The following is a 21360-nucleotide window of genomic DNA, read 5'->3' on the forward strand; positions in this document are numbered from 1 at the left end:
ATGAAAAAGAGCACTTTCAGAGATAAGTTACAACAGGCCATTTATGTGGTCATAAATCCTGTTGTAAAAGGATTGATAAAAATAGGGCTTACGCCCAATGCGGTTACCACCATAGGGTTGATCCTGAACATTGGGGTAGCCATCATATTTGTGGTAGGGGCAGAGAAAAGTAACCGGGGCGATCTTTCCTATGTAGGATGGGCAGGCGCCCTGATCCTTTTTGCAGGATTATTTGACATGCTGGACGGCCAGGTGGCCCGCCTGGGCAAAATGAGCTCCAAGTTTGGCGCGCTATATGATTCCGTACTGGACCGTTACAGCGAGCTGGTGCTGTTCCTGGGTATTTGTTATTACCTGGTGGCCCATCACTACTTCCTCAGTTCCCTGTTTGCTTTTATTGCCATGATAGGCTCCATGATGGTAAGTTATACCAGGGCCCGGGCAGAAGGTTTGGGCATTGAGTGCAAAGGCGGTCTGATGCAGCGCCCGGAGCGGGTGGTGCTGATAGCGCTGTCTGCCATAGCGTGCGGGGTAGCCGGCCATTACATTGGCGGCGGCTATAAATTATTTATACCGGGTTTACCCTTCCATATTTTTGAAACCATGTCTATCTTTACCATTCCAATTACGGTGCTGGCTGTGATGACTAATATTACGGCGGTGAACCGTTTACGGGATGCGAAAAAGACCATGGAAAAAGAGCAACAGACGCCGGGGGCGGCACAAAGCAAGCCCGCAGGCAAACAGCTGATAGCGCTGGTAGGTTTAATAGTTTTGCTGTGCACTGGCGCTGGTGTAAAGGCCAGCCAGGCGAATGGTGGTCCGGACCGGCCGGTTTTTCCGGTACCTAAGGGTATCCCGACCATGCTGTTCTACCTGCAGCGCACGCCTAACTCCAATACCGTAGTATACGACCTGAATATGGACGCCAGCGGTAAGCTGGATGAGGAGGAGCCTGTAAATATCTACTGGCTGCGATTCACTGAAAATGGGGATAAGAAAGGATTAAACTGGATACAACGTAAATTTGCGTACGGGTTAAAGGTAAAACGCCTGAGCCCGGAGAAATATGAGCTCAAATCGGTGGCATACGACAAACGTCCGATGTACCTGATGAAGACAGACAAGGGTAAATACCAGATATTTACCAACATTAACGGTTCCCTGGCCATCCTCAATACCATTTGGATCCAGATTGAGGGCGGTACTTTTTGGGTACCCAATGTGATCTATGTTGAGATGAAGGGAACAGACCCGGCCACGGGTGCAGAAAAAATGGAACGTTTTAAACCATAGACATGAAAAAGAACTATATATCCAACTCCCCGGAGTCTATCCGGATGTTTAAGGCGGGCTGGATGGAAGCTTTATCCAAGATACCTTTCTGGGTACCGCTTGTCCTATACGTACCTGTGATCATTTACTGCTGCTGGCGTGATTTTGCTATAGAAGGTATTGAGATACTGCCTTTTATAGGATATTTTGCTGCCGGGCTTTTCCTGTGGACCATTACGGAGTATATCATGCACCGTTTTGTATTCCATCATGAGCCTAAAACTGACTGGGGCCGGAAACTGCATTTTATTTTCCATGGCGTGCACCATGATTATCCGCAGGATCGCTTAAGGCTGGTATTACCTCCTTCCGTGAGCATTCCCCTGGCCATAGGTTTTTATCTCCTGTTCCGGGCGCTGATGAATGAGCAGCAGCTCTACGCATTTTACCCTGCTTTTGTGCTGGGATATCTTGTGTACGACATATCGCACTATGCGTTCCATCACGTGAACTTTAAGAATAAATACTGGATGATGTTAAAGAAGCACCATATGCTCCACCATTATTCAGATGCGACTAAAGGTTATGGCGTAAGCTCCAAGCTGTGGGACCTGATATTTGGGTCGGATTTTATAAAGAAATGATGAGATAGATGGACACGCTTTCTACTGTCACTCCTGTGTCTTTTTACAATCGCAAAACACTGATCATCACTTCGTTGATCAGTGTTGGTTATTTGTTGCTCTCTGCGTTGCTGGTGGGATTTAAAACAGATCAGCTGGTGCTGGTAGGGATCTTTAACTCCTTATTCTACATATCCAAAGGCACGCGCAAGTTTATCATTGGTTTCTCCATCTTCATTGTATACTGGATCCTGTATGATTATATGAAGGCCTTTCCGAACTACGAGTTTGGAAAGGTGCATATTGCCAGTGTATATTATGCGGAGCGGAATATTTTCGGGATTGCCTCCAGCGGGGGGATACTGACCCCCAATGAATACTGGCTGGCCCATTCCAATGCATTCCTGGATGTATTGTGCGGCCTTTTTTACCTGTGCTGGATCCCGCTGCCCCTGGCCTTTGCCGCCTACCTGTTTTACGCTAACCGCGTGCAGTTCTTCCATTTTATGTTCATTTTCCTTTTTGTGAACCTGCTGGGTTTTGTGGTGTACTATACCTTTCCCGCGGCGCCACCCTGGTATGTGCAGCTGCATGGGTTTGACCTGATACCGCACACCCCCGGTAACACGGCAGGTCTGGCGCGGTTTGACCAGTTCTTCCAGGTAAGCATATTTAAGGGATTGTATGCCAAAGGCTCCAACGTATTTGCTGCCATGCCCTCCCTGCACTCTGCTTACCCGCTGATAGTGCTGGTATTTGCCTGGAGAACAAAGAGCACCACTTTTAAGATCCTGTCTACCATTGTAACGGCAGGCATTTGGTTTGCCGCTGTGTATACCAGCCACCATTATATATTGGATGTGCTGGCGGGGATCCTTACCGCCGGCGTAGGTATCTTCCTGTATCACCGGGTGCTGTGCAGGCGTTATTTCTTCATCAGTTTCCTGCAGTATTTATACCGGCACACTACCTGAGGCCGATGACACTGACTATACCGGCGTTTTATCCGATGCCGGCACATGTGCAGCCTTTTCATCCGGCATTTCCGGCACTGTTTGCGGAATAAAATCTTTTCCATCCTTACTATAGTCATAGGCCCAGCGGTGTACCTCCGGTATTTCGCCGGGCCAGTTGCCATGCCCTGGGCGGATGGGCGTGGTCCACTCCAGCGTGGTGGCATTCCAGGGGTTGGTAGTGGTGAGCTTTCTGCCCTTGAACAGGCTGTAGAAGAAATTAAATACAAATAACAGCTGGGTAAAAAAGACCGTGACGGCCACGACTGTGATGAACTGGTTTAGCGGCTCGAACTGTTTAAAGGATTCCCAGTTACTGTAATCGTAATAGCGGCGGGGCATGCCTGCCAATCCCTCATAGTGCATGGGCCAGAAAATGAGATAGGCGCCTATCAGCGTGATCCAAAAATGAATATATCCCAGCGTGGTGTTCATATACCTGCCATACATTTTCGGAAACCAGTGATAAATGCCGGCAAACATGCCAAATATAGCGGAGACGCCCATCACCAGGTGAAAATGCGCGATCACGAAATAGGTATCGTGCACATGTATATCGATAGAGGAATTACCTAACCAGATACCGGTCAATCCGCCGGAAATAAAAGTGCTCACAAACCCGATACTGAATAACGAAGCCGGCGTAAAATGCATGCTGCCCCGGTAGATGGTGGTCAACCAGTTAAATACCTTGATGGCAGACGGCACCGCTATCAGCAAGGTAAGCAGCACAAAAAACGACCCCAGGAAAGGATTCATGCCTGTAACAAACATATGATGCGCCCATACCACAAAAGCCAGGGCGGTAATGGCAAACAGGGAGCCCACCATGGCCATATACCCAAAAATGGGTTTCCTTGCGTTAATGGCCAGCACTTCGGAAACTATACCCATCGCCGGCAAGATAACGATGTACACTTCCGGGTGGCCCAGGAACCAGAATAAGTGCTGATATAAGATAGCGCTGCCGCCTTCGTTGGATAAGGCCCGGCCTGCCACATACAGATCACTCAGGTAAAAGCTGGTGCCGGCGTGCCTGTCCAGCAGCAACAGGATGAAACCGGATAGCAGTACCGGGAAAGACAGTACGCCCAATACAGCGGTGAAAAACAAGGCCCAGATAGTCAACGGCATGCGGTTAAGGGCCATGCCCTTAGTGCGCATATTAAGGATGGTGCTGATGTAGTTTAGGCCGCCCAGCAGCTGAGATACTACAAAAAGGGCCATACTGGCCAGCCATAGGTCCATTCCTATGCGCGAGCCAATAGCCGCGCTGCCCAGGGCGCTGAGTGGCGGGTAGGAGGTCCAGCCGCCGGCGGCAGGTCCGGTTTGCACAAACAGGGAGGTCATCATTACCACACTGGCCAGGAAAAAGAACCAGTAACTAAGCATATTCATAAATGGGGAAGCCATATCCCGCGCGCCCACCTGCAGGGGAATGAGCAGGTTGGCAAAGGTGCCGCTCAGGCCAGCTGTCAGCACAAAAAAGATAAGGATGGTGCCGTGCATGGTTACGAGCGCATAATAGGCCTCCGGCGAAATATGGCCGCCTTTTGCCCAGTGGCCCAGGATGGTCTCCAGCCAGGGGAAGGATTGGTCCGGATAGCCCAGCTGCAGGCGGAACAACACAGAAAAGCCCGCGCCGATGATAGCCCATACCATACCTGTTATCAGGAACTGTTTGGCGATCATCTTATGATCCATACTGAAAACATACTTTGAGAAAAAAGACTCCTTGTGGTGTTCGTGCCCATTACCATGGTCATGTGCAACTGTTTGCTGAGTAGCCTGTTCCTGGCCGGGTTGCGTGGTGGGATGATGCATAGATGGTTTCCGTTTAACGGTGAGAGAGATGAGCGTTGACAATCTGATCGTCCCACAAAAACTTTGCCCGGCCTGCTTTACAGGGGAGATGGCCAATAACGCAGTAAAATTCCTGTGCAGTGATCTCCACAATCCTTATAACAAATGCAACACTTGATACCCACTGTTAGCGTGCTTTACGGTAGAAAATATTAGCATATCGCTGTTGTATTAGGGATTGATATTGTGTGGATGGCAGCCCATGCGTACGAGAATTCTTTCCATCATCTGGCATATTGTGCATGCTATTTGGTGATTATTAAGCGTAACCATTTACTAAAAAAGTATTCTTATGGCAAATACAAATGTTAACCAGGCTTCTACTGCTATAGATTCCAAACTGCAGACTTTCTTCGAAGATCAGCTACAGGATATCTACTGGGCGGAGAAGAAACTGGTAAAGACCCTTCCTAAAATGCAGGAAGCAGCTACTACCAATGATTTAAAGACAGCGATTGGCAATCACCTGGAGCAGACACGGAACCATGTAACAAGACTGGAACAGGTATTTGATATTATAGGCAAAGAGGCAAAAGCAAAGAAATGTCCGGCCATGTCAGGCATCGTAGACGAAGGCGAGGATATAATAGACGAAACGGATGGCGGCACCGCACAACGGGACGTAGGGATAATCTTTGCCGCACAGAAAGCAGAACATTATGAGATAGCCACGTATGGCGGATTATGCCAATTGGCCCGCACATTAGGCTATGAAGAGGCTGCATCCATATTAGGACAAACCCTTGGTGAGGAAAAAGAGGCTGACGCCTTACTTACACAAATTGCCGAAGGTAATGTGAACAGACAAGCGAGAATGGAACCCCAAACGGCATAACAAGGGCTAATGCAGTAATGCAGAAAAGGACTGAACGCCTGACGGTAGCACGTCAGGCGTTCGGTTTTTTAAGAAAAACTTATTTGCTTCATTATGTTTGTTATCTGGCTGGGCTGTACTGGTATCCCGGTAATAAGCGGTCGGCACTACCCCAGCGCCAGCAATACAATACCCGCCAGAATCACTATCGCTGCAATGATCCGTTTCCGGGCATCGTCTTCTTTTAATAAGTTAGCTCCAAAGAATACCCCCACTACGATACTCAGTTCTCTGGCCGGGGCCACATAAGACACCGGTGTGGTTTTCAGGGCGATCAGCACCAGTAGGTAAGAGACGGGCTGAAAAACGGCCACGGCGATGATCTGTTTCCAGTGCTGTATGATCTCCCGTTTCACTTCTTCCCGTTTACGGGCCATTACGGGTATTAGTGGCACCAACGGCAACAGCATGGAGGCGAACGTGATAAACAGCGGGGATACATGATAATCCACCACAGCGGTGCGGTCCCAGAGTGTATATGCCGCAATAAACAAACCCGTGAGCAGGCCGTATTGCAGCCCTGCTACGATGCGGGCATTTTTGGTGACTTTGAGGCCGGTCATTACAATTACCCCCGCAATGATCAGACAAACGCCTGTGAGGGCCAGCAGGCCGGGTCTTTCGCTAAACAGCAACATGGCGCCCGCCACGGAAAATAAAGGACCGGCGCCCCTGGCTACGGGATATACAACAGAAAGATCTGCTTTGCGGTAACCTGTTTGCAGCAGCACAAAGTAGAGCAGGTGCAGGATGGCGCTTACCAGGGCAAGGCCCATGACGGGTAAGGTCCAGTTTAGCTGCTCATGCGCCGCCTGCACGAAAAAAAAGGGCAGGCATACCACGGAGGAAGCCACTGATACCAGCCAGAAAAAAGGCAATTTACCGTTGACCTGTTTGGTGATCAGGTTCCAGGCAGCGTGCAGCACGGCGGCCGCTATTACCAGTAATAATGCGTAAACGCTCATAGGAGTGGGAATGTACAATAATATTCAGTTACCAGGAAAGTTGTGCCGGGAATGCTTCTTTACCAGGAAAGTTGCAGTAAGGATACACCTTGCCGGGGCATTATCATACGGATCACGGTTTGGCCGTTAGCGGCGGTTAGCTGTTCCGGCGCAGCCAGTTGTTCCAGCTGGCCGGCTTTCTCTAATTGGGCTACCTGTTCCGGTGTGGGCTGCTGTGGCGATCCCAGTTGTTTCCATACGGTGTAGGCATTGCTATGGGTGGAATCTATGCGGTAATGCTGCAGGCGTAGCTGGCCATTGGGAAGCCCTTTAATAGTAATGGCTACCGGGGTGGCGGGCGCCGGGCTATTGTTATCATGATAGTTCCATACCATTACGCTTACGCTGTGGGCATCCGCGGTGGCCAGCGCGTTGACATCCGGCTGGGAGCCGCGCACACTGGAGTCACGGATACGGAATGCATCGTAGGCCAGCGGGCCGCTTACCTGCACACGTTGGCCCTGCATTTTCCCAAACATACGGAATACGTTCAGCACCGGTTTATCTACGCCATTGGTGGCCAGATCGCGGAAGCCGGCAAACCAGGGCTGGTCCTCAAACTCAAAAGCCCAGGTAACAGCGCCCGCCAGGTGAATGCCGCGGGCGGCAGCCAGGTCATATTTGCGGGCAAAAGCGGCCGCTGTATAGCTGGAGTACATGGTGCCGTTGCGGTAGGCGTTCTGCGGATGATAGTTCTCCGAGCAGGCCGCACAGCCTTCCGGGTCAGACTCGCCAATGATGATAGGGAGATGTTTAAGCGTAGGGTAGGAGGCTACGATCTCAAAGCCTTTATCTATATCGCGCAGCTGGGTACCCATATTCATCTGTACCACGCCATTCACCAGTTTGGGTGATCCTTTGGCGTGGAAGGAGATAAGATCCAGCGGGGCGCCGCGTTTGCCGGTTGCATAATTGGTACCATTTACAACATGATCCAGGAAGGCTTTCAGGAAATCTGCCGCATCCTTCCAGTTGGGGCCAGTTACTTCCGGCCCGCCGATGCGGGCGGTGGGCAGGGCACGCTTTACCGCATCTGCCGAATAATCATACAGTTTGATGTATTCTTCTGTAGTGCCTTTCCAGTAGTCGATATTAGGCTCGTTCCACATTTCCCAGTACCAGCTTTCTACCTCTGCTTTGCCATAGCGGGCCACGCAATGTTTTACCCATTCGTATACCAGGGCGGCGAACTTTTTATAATCTTTTGGCGGATAGGCCCAGCCGGTAAAGATATCGCCATAGGAGTTATCCGGTTGCCAGTGATGGCGGTATGGCTCCGGCTTTACGGAAAGCGCCTGAGGCATAAAACCTATCTGCGCCAGGGGTTTCATGCCCCGTTGTATGTAGGTGTCAAAAATGCTATCTATGATAGTCCAGTTGTAAATGGGGCGGCCCTGGCTATCCTCCGTATAGGCGTTGGTGGAGCCCCATTTAAGGGCGGCCTTGCCATCGCCGGTTACCAGCAGGCTATGGGTGCGCACGTATACGGGTACTTTGCTAAGCTGGGATATTTCTGTGAGCAGCTTTTTACCATCCTTCATGTAGGTATAGTTGGGCTCATCGTATCCAAACCAGGCCCATATGGGTTGCATGGGGCCTTTAGGCGTACGGGTATCTACCTGTATATTAACAGTATCGTTCTGCGCCAGCAAACGGCCCGGTAATAACAAGGGCAATAATAAGAGCAAACGGAGGATAGGATGTTGGGTCATACACGCGTGTTTTTCATGAAGGCGGCAAGCCCTCTTTAGTGGATAGCTTAAAGATATAGTTTTTTAGTCCTTACCGGTTATTTTCTTGCGGTGTTTCTTGCCCCAGTCTATCATGGCCAGTATAATGGGGCCAAAGGAGTAACAATAGTCCGTGCTGGTATATTCTACGGTTACGGGGGTATCTGCGTAAACGGTGCGGTTAATGAGTTTGTTCAATTCCATTTCCTTCAGTTCCCGGGATAACATGCGGGTAGTGATGCCGGGTATGCTGCGTTGTATATCCCGGAAACGTTTGTTGCCGTTGCAGATGGAATTGATAATGGGCAGCCGCCATTTACCGCCTACCACATAGATGGTATCCTGCAGCGCCTGGATCTCTTCTGCCTGTTTGCGGGGGAAGCTTAATACTTTTTCTGCTTCCTTTTTCATTTTAGCTGTTGGTTTCATACCTGGTATACTCTGTTATACTGGTTACAAAGTTATACCAAAATAGCCGGACATTTGTGAGGTATTTTAAACGACCATGAAAATGAACAAGACAGTATTTATAACCGGCGCCAGTACCGGTTTAGGGAAACTAACAGCAAAGTATTTTGCCAGTCAGGGCTGGCAGGTAGCGGCTACTATGCGTACGCCGGAGAAGGAAACAGAACTGAACGCCTATCCCAATATCCGGATCTTCAAGCTGGACGTGACAGATGTAGCGCAGGTGAAACAGGCTACAGAACAGGCTATTGCCGCCTTTGGAAAGATAGATGTAGTAGTGAACAATGCTGGTATGGGCACTTATGGCCCATTGGAATTTGCGGAGGAAAGCGCTATTGACTGGCAATTTGCGGTGAACGTGCGCGGCGCTATTAACGTAACACGGGCTTTCCTGCCACATTTCCGCGCTAATAAAAGTGGTATGTTCATTAACATCAGCTCTTTTATGGGCGTTACTACGGCGGTGCCGGTAGGCTCTTTATATAACATGTCCAAGTTTGCGCTGGAAGGATTAACGGAGGGATTGTATTATGAGCTGAAGCCGTTCAATATTGAGCTGCGGCTGATAGAGCAGGGTGGCTCTTCCGGTAATAATTTCCAGAACAGTATTATCTGGCATAGCCATCCGGAGATAAAAGATTACGATCCCATCGTGCATAAAGTGAAGGGGCTGATGGCAAAAGCTGGCGATAACCCTGACATGGTGGATGACCCGCAGATTGTGGTAGATGCTATTTATGCGCAGGCAACGGGCGCCAGCAAACAGTTCAGGACCCTGGTAGGGAATGCCGGTAAACAGCTGATGGCGTTGCGGAATAGTGTGCCTATTGAAGCATACCTGGAAAAGATAGCAGCCAATTTTGCGTGAGGGGCTGTGCGGTCGTTTAACGGTAAAACCGGAAAAAGTTGTAACTTTTTGCCGCCGGTTTTACCGTTAATATACATGCAGCCGCAGATAGACATATTATTAAAAGCAATAGAGCAACAGCTGGATTGGGGCGATAGCGCCAGCTGGCAGAGCAGGGATTTTGAGAACCTGCAGGATCAGATATTGGATCATACCGGCGTTTCCCTGAGCGCCAGTACTTTGAGGCGGATCTGGGGCCGGGTGGCATATAATAGCCTGCCCAGCACCACTACCCTGGATACGCTGGCCCGGTTTGCCGGGTATGAGAGCTGGCGGAGTTTTAATAAACAGCAGGGCACCGGGGCTGTAATAATGCCTGGAACTACTACAGACGCTGTGACTACTGAGGCTCTTCCCGCGACTACGGGCTTTCCGGCAGGTATTACGCCTGTAGCTGGCACTACTTCTGGCGCTGTGGCATCCGCTGCCGCTAACACAGCCTCGCAGGGAACCGGTGCTAAGGGGCGCTATCCCGCTAAGTTCATCTGGATGGTAGCCGCTACTTTAGTGGTGATCTTTACACTGGTAGGCATTTTTGCTTTAAAGAAAACGCCGCCGCCACCCAAACCCAGCGATTACCAGTTTAGCAGCAAACCGGTTACCCGCAGCATTCCCAACTCCGTTATATTTAGTTATGACGCTACGGCCGCACAGGGCGATTCTGTAGAGATCCAGCAATCCTGGGACGGACGCAGAAGAAAGCGGGTGGGTAAAAACGCGCATACCCATACCTCCATTTATTACGAGCCTGGTTTTTACCGTGCCAAGCTGCTGGTGGATAACCAGGTAGTGAAAGAAACCCCTTTGATCATCCCCACTAACGGATGGGTAGGCATGATCCAGCAGGAGCCGGTGCCGGTGTACCTGCCTGCCAACGCATTTGAGCGTGCAGGGGAGCTGTCTTTATCCGCAGACGAGATCTTACAACAACATATTGCCTTAAAACCGCAGCCTCCTGTAGTGAAGTTTTTTAACGTAGGTAATTTTGAGCCGGTACCATTGGCTGACTTCTCCTTTAGCACCACGGTGAAACACACCTACCGCGATGGCGCCGCTGCCTGTCAGCTGATGGCCATTTTACTGATCACGGATGATGCGCCTATTATCATTCCGCTTTCTGACAAAGGCTGCGTATCTGAGCTCAATCTGATGAGCGTAGACGAGATGGTATCCGGCAAAAGCGCGGATCTTTCCGGCTTTGGAGTAGACTTTACAGATTGGGCACAGGTAAGCGGTAAAAGGGCTGGTAATAAGATCCAATACACGGTGAATGGCAAGCCTGCTTATAGTTGTCAGTTACCAGACAGACCGGTACATATAGTAGGCATTGCCTACAATTTTATGGGTACCGGCGCCGTAAAGGATGTACGGTTATATAATAAGGATAAACAGATGTTCAAGGCATTTCCGTAACGCTGTAACAGGCAACCCGTTGTGGTAGCGGGTTTACCTCATAAACTGCATACTGTCTTAAATAGATAGTAATAATAGATATCGCTAAAAAGCGCGACATTTACGCCGCAAATCTGCGAGCCTTTAAAACCACTATTTATAAACGTGTATTATTTATGAAAGGACAAACCTTGCTTTTTACCTGCTTACTGGCAGCCGTGACCGGGTTCACTGCCTGCAACAACCAACCTGCTTCCCAGGAAACCGCTACAGATTCAACAGCTACTACCGCTGCCCCGGAAGTAAAGCTGAAAGAAGAAGCGGTAACCTACAAAGATGACACCACTACTTTGATTGGCTATGTAGTGTATAATGAAGCCAGCGATCAGAAACGTCCCGGTGTACTGGTAGTACCCGAATGGTGGGGATTGAATGATTACACCAAGAGCCGTGCAAGACAGCTGGCAGAACTGGGTTATATTGCCCTGGCAGTGGATATGTACGGTAATGGTAAAGTAGCCAACACACCGGATGAAGCAGGCAAAGCCGCCGGTGCTTTCTATACTGCTCCCAAGCTGATCAAATCCCGTGTGGAAGCAGCGCTGGCACAACTGAAAACTTATAGCCAAACAGATACAGCGCATGTAGCTGCTATTGGTTATTGCTTTGGCGGCGCTATGGTACTGAATGCCGCTAAGCTGGGCACACCGTTTACCGGTGTAGTAAGCTTCCATGGCAACCTGGCCGGCGTTCCTGCCAATAAGGACCTGCTGAAAGCTAAGATACTGGTATGCCATGGCGAAGAAGACAAATTCGTGCTGCCACAGGAAGTAGCCCAGTTCAAAAAGAGCATGGACTCTATTGGCGCGGACTATACATTCAAAGCATATCCCGGCGCTACTCATGCGTTTACCAACCCGGGCGCTACAGCAATAGGCAAACAATTTAACCTGCCTATTGCTTATAATGCAGCAGCAGATACTGCTTCCTGGAATGATATGAAAACATTCTTCGGTAAGATATTCTAGGATAATTATCCTATAACGCGAAAGCCGTGTGGTGACTGCCACACGGCTTTTTCATTGATTGTAACTTTTGGGAATATGGTGCGTTTAACATACATATCTAAATACCCAAAACCTATAGCGATGAAATTGTCAAAATCTCTACTCAGCGCCATTGTCCTTGGCATTGGCATGCACACCATTACCTCCTGTACTAAGGAAAAGCAGGCAGAGCCTACGGTTGGTAAACTACAGAAGGAGTTGCAGCAGCAGGCTGCGCCTGGCCATAGCGATCCTTGTCCTGCCTGCGGTATGGGTTGATACTGTTAATTCCTTTAAAATAGACAAAGTGCCAAAAATTTTATCTGCTGTAGCCTGTAATCTGGATGTGGACATCCTGGGGGCTTGTTTGCCTTTGATGGAAGCTTCTAAGGTTGAAGCTATAGAATGGTCTTTTGACGCCTTGTTTAAGGTAAAGGAAATCCCTTCCTGGTTCCTGGAGCTGTTAACCGCCTTTAGTGACGAGCAACGACTTATCGGTCATGGTGTTTTCTTTTCGCTGTTTTCCGGTAAATGGCTACAGGAACAGGAAGATTGGTTGCGGCAGCTGGAGCATACCAGCACTGCATTCCGGTTTGATCATGTAACGGAGCATTTTGGGTTTATGACCGGTAAGGATTTCCATCACGGCGCGCCGCTTAATATTCCCTATACCAACGCTACGCTTACTATTGGCCGCGACCGCCTGCGACGTATACAGGCAGCCTGCCAATGCCCCGTAGGACTGGAGAACCTGGCTTTCTCCTATTCGCTGGAAGAAGTAAAACAGCATGGCGCTTTCCTGGATGAGCTGCTGGCGCCGGTGAATGGTTTTATCATACTGGACCTGCATAATCTTTATTGCCAGCTCCATAATTTTGAGATCCCGTTTGATACGCTCATCAGCCTATATCCATTGGATAAGGTAAGGGAGATCCATATCTCCGGTGGCAGCTGGGAAGATTCCCTGGCCGCCCCGCCTAAAAAAGTAAGGCGGGATACACATGATGATGCCGTGCCGGATGCAGTATTTGAGCTGTTGGAAAATACCATTGATCTGTGCCCCCATCTTAAATATGTAGTGCTGGAACAATTAGGCAATGGGCTGATAACTGCCGAAAGTAAAACACAGTTCCAGCAGGATTTTCTGCGGATGGAAGCCATTGTAGCAGAAAAGAATGCAACCCGTTCCACAGAGAGTATACAGTCCTTTTTACCTGCACATCCCACCATCCCGGCGCATATAGCGGAAGACGCCACGTTATACCGGCAACAGCTGGAGCTATCTGCCATACTAGAAACAGCCGCTACTTACAATGATGCGGTACACGCATTACAAACCTCCTCCCTGGCACACTCTGACTGGCGTATAGAAACATGGGCGCCTTATATGATAGAGACGGCCATGAAAATTGCGCAGAAGTGGAAGAAGTGAGCTTAACAGTTAATATGGTATTATATAGGGGATACAGCTGATTTTATTTATATTGTTAGTGAATCTATTTTCATTAATAATATGAAACGCAGCGCCCATTTTTCTTACCTGCTTATGCTTTGTGGCTGGCTGATGGCCATGGCTACCACTGCCTGTCAGGCACAAACGGTTACGTTCAAAAAACATGTGATCAGCCCTGTTTTTGTATCTGAAGGAGCGGCGGTTGGTGATGTGAATAACGATGGCCGTATAGATATACTGGCCGGCACTTATTGGTATGAAGCGCCCAAATGGCAACAACACCGGGTGCATGCAGATACGGCCAACCCGGTGCCCGGTTACAGCACCACTTTCCTGAATTTTTGCATGGATGTAAATAATGATGGCTGGGCAGACCTGATACGTTTTGACCAACCGGGCGGGGTATGTATGTGGTATGAGAATCCCAAAGGCGCTAATACGCTTTGGAAAAGACATATGATACTACCTGCCGCCGGTATTGAAACGCCGCTATGTGTGGATGTGGATGGAGACGGCCGCAAAGACCTTATCTGTAATGATATTGTGGCCAAACAGGTGCTGTGGTTAAAATCTCCTGTTGGTAAGGGGGATACGTTATGGCAGCGCCATATCATCAGCAGCGATAGCCTGCGGGCCACACACCGCTATACCCATGGCCTTGGCTGGGGTGATATGAACAAGGACGGCCGCAAGGATGTGATCGTAAAAATAGGCTGGTGGGAATCGCCGGCGGATGTAACGCAGGCCAACTGGACCTTTCATGCGGCTAACCTGGGCGCAGATTGCGCCAATATGTTTGCGCTGGACGCTGATGGAGACGGGGATATAGATGTACTGAGCTCCTCCGCGCATGATTACGGCATATGGTGGCATGAGCAGCAGGCTGGCGGCAGTTGGGCCACGCATGAGATCAGCCGGCAGTTCTCCCAGTCCCATGCGATGGCAATGGAAGATATTAACGGCGATGGTCATCCGGACCTGGTCACCGGCAAACGTTATTTTGCCCATAATGAACACGACCCCGGCGCTTTTGAGCCGGCTGTATTATACTGGTTTGAATACCAGCCCGGCAAAACACCCCGCTGGACACCCCATGAGGTGGACAATAATTCCGGCATTGGCAACAGCTTTGTAGTAGAGGATATTAATAAGGACGGTCTGAAAGACATTATTGTGTCCAATAAAAAGGGCGTGTACTTCTTTGAGCAGCAGCGGAAATAGCCAGGGCGGGAATAATTAACATTAAACCCTTGGATAGGATCGTAATTTATCTTTTCTTTGTGTTATAATGACACAAACAATTGGGTGACCCCGTAAGAAACATACAGATCTAACAGTGGTATTATGAACGCAAGAACATTTGTCATTGGCGATACACACGGCGCGCTTAAAGCGTTGCAACAGGTACTGGAAAAAATAAACCCGCAACAGCATGATCTCCTGATCTTCCTGGGTGATTATGTGGATGGGTGGTCTGAATCTGCCCAGATCATTGAATACCTGATGGAGCTGGATGAAGTGTATAACTGCATTTTTATAAAAGGCAATCATGATGTGTGGTGTGAATCGTGGCTGAGTGATGCGCCGCCGGATCAAACCTGGCTATTTAACGGCGGCAGGTCTACCATCGCCAGTTATGAGGCCATAGACGCTGCACAGCGCAAAAAGCACCTGGCTTTTTTTAACAGGATGCGGCATTATTATGTGGATGATCAGAACCGGTTATTTATCCATGCCGGCTTTTCTTCTATGCACGGGCCGGATAAAGAACATTATGAAAGTAACTACTCCTGGGACCGTACGCTGTGGGAAGTGGCCCTGGCAACAGACGGCAATTTGAATAAAACATCCAAATTATACCCGAAAAGATTATCGCTGTTTAATGAGATCTATATTGGCCATACGCCTACGGTGCATTATGATGTGGATATTCCCATGCAGGCCTGTAATGTGTGGAATGTAGATACCGGTTCCGCATTCACCGGCAAACTATCGGCATTAGATGTTGATACCAAGGAACACTGGCAAAGCGATACGGTATTAAGTTTATACCCCAATGAAACGGGCCGGAATAAATAAAAAAGCTCCCATATAAAAATGCCTCCAGAGTATTACACTTTTGGAGGCATTTCATTTTTATGCGCTTGTACCTTTATGCCATTACTGGCGCGGGGATGGCCAGCATGTCCTTTTTGCTGAAGCGGGCAATGAGTTTGTCAATGATCAGGTAGATCACGGGCACCACCACCAGCGTAAGCAGCATAGAGCTGGTGAGTCCGCCAATGAGCGCCCAGGCCATACCGTTCTTCCACTCTGCGCCTGCCCCGCTGGCCAATGCCAGGGGCAGCATACCTATCACCATGGCAATGGTCGTCATTAATATAGGGCGTAACCTGGTGCGGCCAGACTCCTGGAGGGCTTCCATCACCGTATAGCCCTGTGCCTTTAACTGGTTGGTATAATCCACCAATAGAATGGCATTTTTGGCTACCAGCCCTATGAGCATAATAATACCCAGCAGGGAGAAGATATTCAGCGATTGCATATTCAGCGCCAGGGCCAGTAAGGCGCCTACGATCGCCACCGGTATGGAAAACAGCACCACAAACGGATAGATGTAGGAGTTATACAGCGCCACCATGATCAGGTATACAAAAATGATGGACGCCACCAGTGCATAACCCATGCTGCCAAATGCCTCGGCCTGCTCCTTCATATTCCCTTCATATTCGATAGAAATGCCGGCCGGCAATGGGTCTTTTTCTATTACTGTTTGGATCTCTTTGCCTACGGTACCTTGCGGGCGGCCCACTACCTCGCTGGAAACCGTTACCGCGCTGATCCTGTCTTTACGTTCCAGTTTGGCAGGGCCAATGGTGCGCTCTACGGTTGCAAACTGGTTGAGGCGGATGTTCCCGCCTGCGGCGTTTACAATGGACAGCTGCTGCAGATCGTTCATGGAAGAACGGTCAAACGCATCCAGTCTTACCATAATATCGTAATCATACTGCCCTTCTGATAACTGTACATCGTTGTTGCCGCTAAAGGCCAGTTTTATCACATTGCCCACCTGGTCCATCTGCAGGCCCAGGGCCATCATTTTTTCCTTGTCTATACGTACGCTTAGCTCCGGTTTATCATTCTCTATGGAGATCTTTGTGTCTGATGTGCCGGGCACTGTTTTCATTTTCTGCAGTATAGCATCTGCATAGGCGAGCAGCTGATCCACATTGCTGCCGCTTAGCACCACCTGTATGGGCGCTTCGCTGGTGCTACCCATGATATCTACGTTGCTGATATTAACTTTAGCGCCTTGTATACGCTCCTGCAATTCCTTTTTTACTGTCTGGGAGAATTGTTCCGTGCTGATGTTACGTTTGCTTTTATCTACCAGGTTCACGCTGATCTCTGCAATATGTCTTTCGCCCTGTGCGGCAAACTGGTTATCATTTTTACCCATAGAGGAGAATACATTCACTACTTCCGGTTTGGAGAGGATGTAACGCTCCACTTCCTGTGTTTTAAGGTTGGTTTGTTCTATCGTAGCGTCTTTAGGCAGCTCTATCTTTACTACTACCTCGCCACGGTCGCCCATATTCACAAACTCGTCGCCTATAAAACCACCGGCTACCAGTCCTAAAGAGCCCATTAATAATGCGAGAGTAATACCCAGCACCCAGCGTTTGTGGTGCAGGCTCCATTTTAAGAGCAGGCTGTAGCTGGCGGTGAGACGGTTGATCTGCGCTTCGATATACAGGATGGTGCGGCCCCACAGCTTTTTAGGATCAGGATGTGTGAGCTTGCCAAAGCGGGATACCAGTAAGGGTGTTAATGTAAAACACACGAACAGGCTCATAAGGGTGGATACTACCACCACCAGTGAGAACTGGCGGAGGATGTCCGCTATCAACCCGTCTACCATGGTAATGGGCAGGAACACCACCACATCCACCAGGGTAATAGACATGGCGGTAAAACCAATCTCCTGGCGGCCGTCGAGGGCAGCCTGTCTTTTATCCTTACCCATTTCCATATGCCGTTGTATATTCTCCAGCACCACTATACTATCATCCACCAGGATACCTACCACCAGCGATAAAGCCAGCAATGTCATCAGGTTAAATGTAAAACCAAACAGATGGATGCCGATGAAGGTAGTAACGAGCGATGCGGGGATGGCGATCATCACAATAATAGCATTCCGCATGCTGTGCAGGAATACCAGCATTACCAGCGCTACAAGAATGATGGCCAGTATAAGATCGTGGTTCACCGCTTCTGCGGCTTTAAGGGTAAACTCAGATGAGTCCTGCGCTATGGCGAATGTAAGGCCCTCCGGTGCATATTGTTTTTCCAGTTTTTTGATCTCTTCGCGTACCTGTTCACTTACTTCTACCGCGTTGGCGTCTGTTTGTTTATACATCAGCAGGCCAATAGCGGTGTTGGCATTATAGCGGCTTACGGTCTCTGTTTCCTTTATGCCATCAATTACCACGGCTACATCTTTGAGGAAGATGGTACGCCCATCCCGGTGCTGGACGACGGTATTTTCAATATCTGCCGCGTGTTTGTATTTACCGGCCAGGCGGATGGTGGTTTCGCTGCCATCATTCTTTACAGAGCCGGCAGGGAAATCGAGATTGGTTTTTTCGATGGCCTTTAATACCTGTTGCGCATCCAGGCCAAAGGATTCTATCTTACGGCGGTCGATGTTTACGCGGATCTGTCTTTCTTCCCCACCCATAATACCTACGTTCGCTACGCCGTTCAGTTTGGATAATAAGGGGCCTATGCGTTGTTTAACGATATCGTACAAAGCGCGGTTATCTGTTTTGGCGGCCACGGAGATCTTCATGATCGGAGCCTCATCCACAGAGAACTTAGAGATCACCGGGTCTTTTGCATCTTCCGGCAGCTGGGAGGCAATGGCATTTACTTTGCGTTGCGCATCCTGCATGGCCTGGTCTATATCCACATCTGATTTAAATTCCACGATCACGTTAGACAATCCTTCCAGTGATTTTGATTTGATGTTATCCAGTTTCTCCAGGGAGGAGATGGCGTCCTCTATTTCCTTTGTTACGGCATTCTCTACTTCTGAAGGGGCGGCGCCCGGATAAGTAGTACTGATGGTGATGATCTGTTTTGACATTTTTGGCAGCAGCTCATACCCGATGGAAAAATAGCTGACGATGCCCAGGAGGCCCAGTACAGAGAAGATCACGACTATCAGCGTGGGCCTTTTTATTGATATTGCGGTTAGTGACATACAATTGTTTTTTATTGGTTGATAGATATTGCTGCGCCGTTTTCAAGGTTCAGCTGTCCGGAGGTAACTACCTTTTCGCCTGCCTGTAAGCCTTCCAGCACCTGTATCTTAGCAGGCGTAACCAGGCCGGTCCTGATATCACGCAGGGTAACCTGTTGTCCGTTGGCTATATATACTTTAGGCTGTTTAGCGCCGGCCAGCAAGGCGCTTACCGGTATGGACAGTCCCTCTGCTATGGTGCCCGGTGCAAAGGTCACATCTGCCAGCATGCCTGCTTTCAGCTGTTCTTCCTTATCATTTGCAAAACTGATCTCTGCCAGGAATTTCCCGGAGGCGTCTGCCTTATCGCTGATCATGCTGATGTGGCCTGTTTGTGGTTGTGACAGCACAGCAGAAGTGATGGTCACTGCCTGGGCGGTCTTTACTTCGAAGGCTTCGTGCTCAGAGAGGAACACGTTTATCTTTAAGGAAGCGTTATCGATCAGCTGCGCCAGTACGGTACCAAATGTTACGTAGGAACCGGTTTCTACGGTCACGTTCTCGATCTTTCCGCTAAATGGCGCGCGGATCTGCATGTGCTCCATCTGTTCCAGGATCTCTTTCTGCTGCGCCAGCAAGGAGGTGTGTTGCAGCTTCACATTTTCCAGCTGCATTTGGGTGGCGCCGCCCAGCGATATCAGGTGGGTATAGCGGTCTATATCCAGCGCAGCTTTGGCCAGTGAGGACCGGATGCTGCTTAGCTGGGCGCTGTATACCCCTGCATCCAGGCGGGCAATCACCTGTCCGCTCCGTATAAGATCTCCATTCTTAATATAGAGGGCTACTAATTTACCCTGTACCTCTGAGGCGATCTTCACTTCCCTGGCGGGGGCCGTAGTGCCGTTCAGGCTAAAGGACACATTAAAGGAGTCTGCTTTTACCTGGTGCACTTTTACGGGGATCACTATTTTCTCTTTAACCGGGTTAGCGGCTTTGTTGATCTTAGCTTTATTGTTTGCCAGTACGATCACGATACTGCCTGTGAGCGCTGCGATGATGGCAATAGTTAATAACTTCTTTTTCATGTTGCAATAGTTTAAAGGGAGTTTATAAATGATGTTAATAATGTGCCGTTGGCTTTGTGTGTATTTACCAGGCTGGTTTGTACGCTGATGAGCGCCTGGGTATGCAGGTTGCGGGATTGGCTTAATTCGCGCTCCGCATCCAGCAGTTCTATCAGGGAGGTAACGCCCTCTGTATACAGCGCTTTCCGGGATTGGTACACCTGCTCTGCCAGCACCAGGTTATCCTGTGTGATCTTTACCTGCCGGCGGTCGCTGCCCAGGGTGGTATTGGCTGTTTCCCATTCCGTGTTGGCCAGCTGTTGCTGTTGTTCGCTACGGAACTGCAGCTGTTTCAATTCTGATTGTGCCAGGTGCAGGCGGCTTTTGCGGCGGTAGCCATCAAAAATGGGAATGGTAGTAGTAATGCCCACGGTGGAGCTTTTGTACCAGTAATCATTTTTAGTAGCATCTGACAGCTGGTTGTACTGCGCGTTGTAATTGAACCGGAAATACGCGCTTACAGAAGGGCCTTTCTCTGCCTTGATGCTTTTGATATCCAGTTCCTTGGCCTGGATCAGCTGGCGGTACAGGTTCACATCTGCCCGGCTGGTCAGGTAGGCAGCGCCCTCCGGCGTGATGGCTGCTGAGTGGATATCTTCTGTAATGGTCAGCGCCGCATCTGCCGGTACACCCAACAGGTACTTGAAATACGCCAGCTGTTCATCGTAACCGGACTGCAGCTGGTTAAGCTGGGACTGGATATTGGCGGCATTGATCTGCAGTGATTCATAATCAATACGTTTGAGCACGCCGCTTTCATACTGGGCTTTGGCAATGGCAGCTATCTCCCGGATATTATCATGGTCTTTACGGGTGGTACGGATCATGGCGGTAGAAGACTGCAGTTCATACCAGGCGGTGGCCACCCGGAACACCAGGTCTTCCTGTGACAGCTGATATTTAGTTTCGCTGATGCCCGTATTTAAACGGGCGGCATCTACCTGCAGGCGGCTGCTTTTCTTAAATATGGTTTGGGTGGCTTCTACACCGTTGCCCATATTATAGCTGGTACCAAACTGCACGGGAACAAACTCTTTCGATGGTTGGCCGGCAATAGCGCCCGGCAGCATTTGGGTGGCAATGGCGGGGTTGTACTCTGCCTTGCTGTTAAAATTTACTTGTGGCAACAACGCTGCTTTTGCGATGCCTACCTGGTGAGCGGCTATCTGCCGGTTCAGGCTATCGGCTTTTAAAGAGGGGTTGTTGGCCAGCGCCAGTTCGATGGCGGTTCTGATGGTAATGTTGGTTGACTGGGAGCGGGCCTGTATACTAAGGAGGCTGATGATCAGCAGCACCGGCATACCCACTTTCCATTTGTTGATCTTGCGCATAAGTTTTTG

General features: G+C 49.5%; 18 protein-coding genes. 11 read left to right on the forward strand and 7 right to left on the reverse strand.

Annotated features, from left to right (window positions below; genetic code table 11):
• From F0L74_RS16440 to F0L74_RS16450, 3 genes are read left to right on the forward strand one after another with little or no spacing between them, the layout of a single operon-like run.
• The gene (locus F0L74_RS16440) at window positions 1-1296 is read left to right on the forward strand and encodes a DUF4833 domain-containing protein (protein ID WP_149838998.1); all 1296 of its coding nucleotides are present in this window, start codon (window positions 1-3) and stop codon (window positions 1294-1296) included.
• Between the two features lie 2 nt (window positions 1297-1298).
• Window positions 1299-1919, forward strand: coding sequence for a sterol desaturase family protein (locus tag F0L74_RS16445; protein WP_149838999.1), 621 nt, complete (start codon window positions 1299-1301; stop codon window positions 1917-1919).
• A gap of 8 nt (window positions 1920-1927) precedes the next feature.
• Window positions 1928-2872, forward strand: coding sequence for a phosphatase PAP2 family protein (locus F0L74_RS16450; protein ID WP_149839000.1), 945 nt, complete (start codon window positions 1928-1930; stop codon window positions 2870-2872).
• Window positions 2873-2887: 15 nt separating this feature from the next.
• Here F0L74_RS16450 and F0L74_RS16455 read toward each other — a convergent pair whose 3' ends face one another.
• Window positions 2888-4735, reverse strand: a complete 1848-nt coding sequence (locus F0L74_RS16455) for a cytochrome c oxidase subunit I (protein WP_149839001.1) — start codon at window positions 4733-4735, stop codon at window positions 2888-2890.
• 331 nt (window positions 4736-5066) lie between these two features.
• On the opposite strand from F0L74_RS16455, the gene F0L74_RS16460 reads away from it, so the two are divergent.
• Entirely contained in the window at window positions 5067-5609 is a 543-nt protein-coding gene (locus tag F0L74_RS16460; RefSeq protein WP_149839002.1) for a YciE/YciF ferroxidase family protein, read from the forward strand.
• 146 nt (window positions 5610-5755) lie between these two features.
• Here the strand turns inward: F0L74_RS16460 and F0L74_RS16465 are convergent, their stop codons facing one another.
• The 3 genes from F0L74_RS16465 to F0L74_RS16475 all read right to left on the reverse strand — a co-directional run bounded on the left by F0L74_RS16465 (window position 5756) and on the right by F0L74_RS16475 (window position 8793).
• The gene (locus F0L74_RS16465) at window positions 5756-6613 is read right to left on the reverse strand and encodes a DMT family transporter (RefSeq protein ID WP_149839003.1); all 858 of its coding nucleotides are present in this window, start codon (window positions 6611-6613) and stop codon (window positions 5756-5758) included.
• 59 nt (window positions 6614-6672) lie between these two features.
• On the reverse strand, window positions 6673-8364 hold the full coding sequence (locus F0L74_RS16470) for a GH39 family glycosyl hydrolase (RefSeq protein ID WP_149839004.1): 1692 nt from the start codon (window positions 8362-8364) through the stop codon (window positions 6673-6675).
• Window positions 8365-8427: 63 nt separating this feature from the next.
• Window positions 8428-8793 carry a winged helix-turn-helix transcriptional regulator gene (locus tag F0L74_RS16475; protein ID WP_149839511.1) on the reverse strand — a complete coding sequence of 122 codons (366 nt, stop codon included), beginning with the start codon at window positions 8791-8793 and terminating at the stop codon, window positions 8428-8430.
• A 100-nt stretch (window positions 8794-8893) separates the two neighbouring features.
• Here F0L74_RS16475 and F0L74_RS16480 point away from each other — a divergent pair, with 100 nt between their 5' ends.
• The 7 genes from F0L74_RS16480 to F0L74_RS16505 all read left to right on the forward strand — a co-directional run bounded on the left by F0L74_RS16480 (window position 8894) and on the right by F0L74_RS16505 (window position 15727).
• Window positions 8894-9718, forward strand: coding sequence for an SDR family oxidoreductase (locus tag F0L74_RS16480; protein ID WP_149839005.1), 825 nt, complete (start codon window positions 8894-8896; stop codon window positions 9716-9718).
• A gap of 75 nt (window positions 9719-9793) precedes the next feature.
• Complete coding sequence (locus F0L74_RS16485) at window positions 9794-11170, forward strand: hypothetical protein (protein WP_149839006.1); 1377 nt, start codon at window positions 9794-9796, stop codon at window positions 11168-11170.
• Window positions 11171-11325: 155 nt separating this feature from the next.
• Complete coding sequence (locus F0L74_RS16490) at window positions 11326-12177, forward strand: dienelactone hydrolase family protein (RefSeq protein WP_149839007.1); 852 nt, start codon at window positions 11326-11328, stop codon at window positions 12175-12177.
• 120 nt (window positions 12178-12297) lie between these two features.
• Window positions 12298-12474, forward strand: coding sequence for a chryseobasin-related MNIO class RiPP peptide (locus tag F0L74_RS33320; protein ID WP_188316039.1), 177 nt, complete (start codon window positions 12298-12300; stop codon window positions 12472-12474).
• 28 nt (window positions 12475-12502) lie between these two features.
• Window positions 12503-13627, forward strand: a complete 1125-nt coding sequence (locus tag F0L74_RS16495; RefSeq protein ID WP_246197742.1) for a multinuclear nonheme iron-dependent oxidase — start codon at window positions 12503-12505, stop codon at window positions 13625-13627.
• Between the two features lie 81 nt (window positions 13628-13708).
• Window positions 13709-14869, forward strand: coding sequence for an FG-GAP repeat domain-containing protein (locus F0L74_RS16500; protein WP_149839008.1), 1161 nt, complete (start codon window positions 13709-13711; stop codon window positions 14867-14869).
• A 123-nt stretch (window positions 14870-14992) separates the two neighbouring features.
• Complete coding sequence (locus tag F0L74_RS16505) at window positions 14993-15727, forward strand: metallophosphoesterase family protein (RefSeq protein WP_149839009.1); 735 nt, start codon at window positions 14993-14995, stop codon at window positions 15725-15727.
• A 73-nt stretch (window positions 15728-15800) separates the two neighbouring features.
• Here the strand turns inward: F0L74_RS16505 and F0L74_RS16510 are convergent, their stop codons facing one another.
• The 3 genes from F0L74_RS16510 to F0L74_RS16520 are packed head-to-tail and all read right to left on the reverse strand — an operon-like array spanning window position 15801 to window position 21351.
• Complete coding sequence (locus F0L74_RS16510; RefSeq protein ID WP_149839010.1) at window positions 15801-18917, reverse strand: efflux RND transporter permease subunit; 3117 nt, start codon at window positions 18915-18917, stop codon at window positions 15801-15803.
• Between the two features lie 11 nt (window positions 18918-18928).
• Window positions 18929-19981: an efflux RND transporter periplasmic adaptor subunit gene (locus tag F0L74_RS16515; RefSeq protein ID WP_149839011.1), complete on the reverse strand. Its 1053-nt coding sequence runs from the start codon at window positions 19979-19981 to the stop codon at window positions 18929-18931.
• A gap of 11 nt (window positions 19982-19992) precedes the next feature.
• Window positions 19993-21351 (reverse strand): TolC family protein, encoded by a 1359-nt coding sequence (locus tag F0L74_RS16520; protein ID WP_149839012.1) that lies wholly within the window; start codon window positions 21349-21351, stop codon window positions 19993-19995.
• Window positions 21352-21360 lie beyond the last annotated feature (9 nt).

The sequence above is a fragment of the Chitinophaga agrisoli genome (assembly GCF_008386695.1).
GTDB lineage: Bacteria > Bacteroidota > Bacteroidia > Chitinophagales > Chitinophagaceae > Chitinophaga > Chitinophaga agrisoli.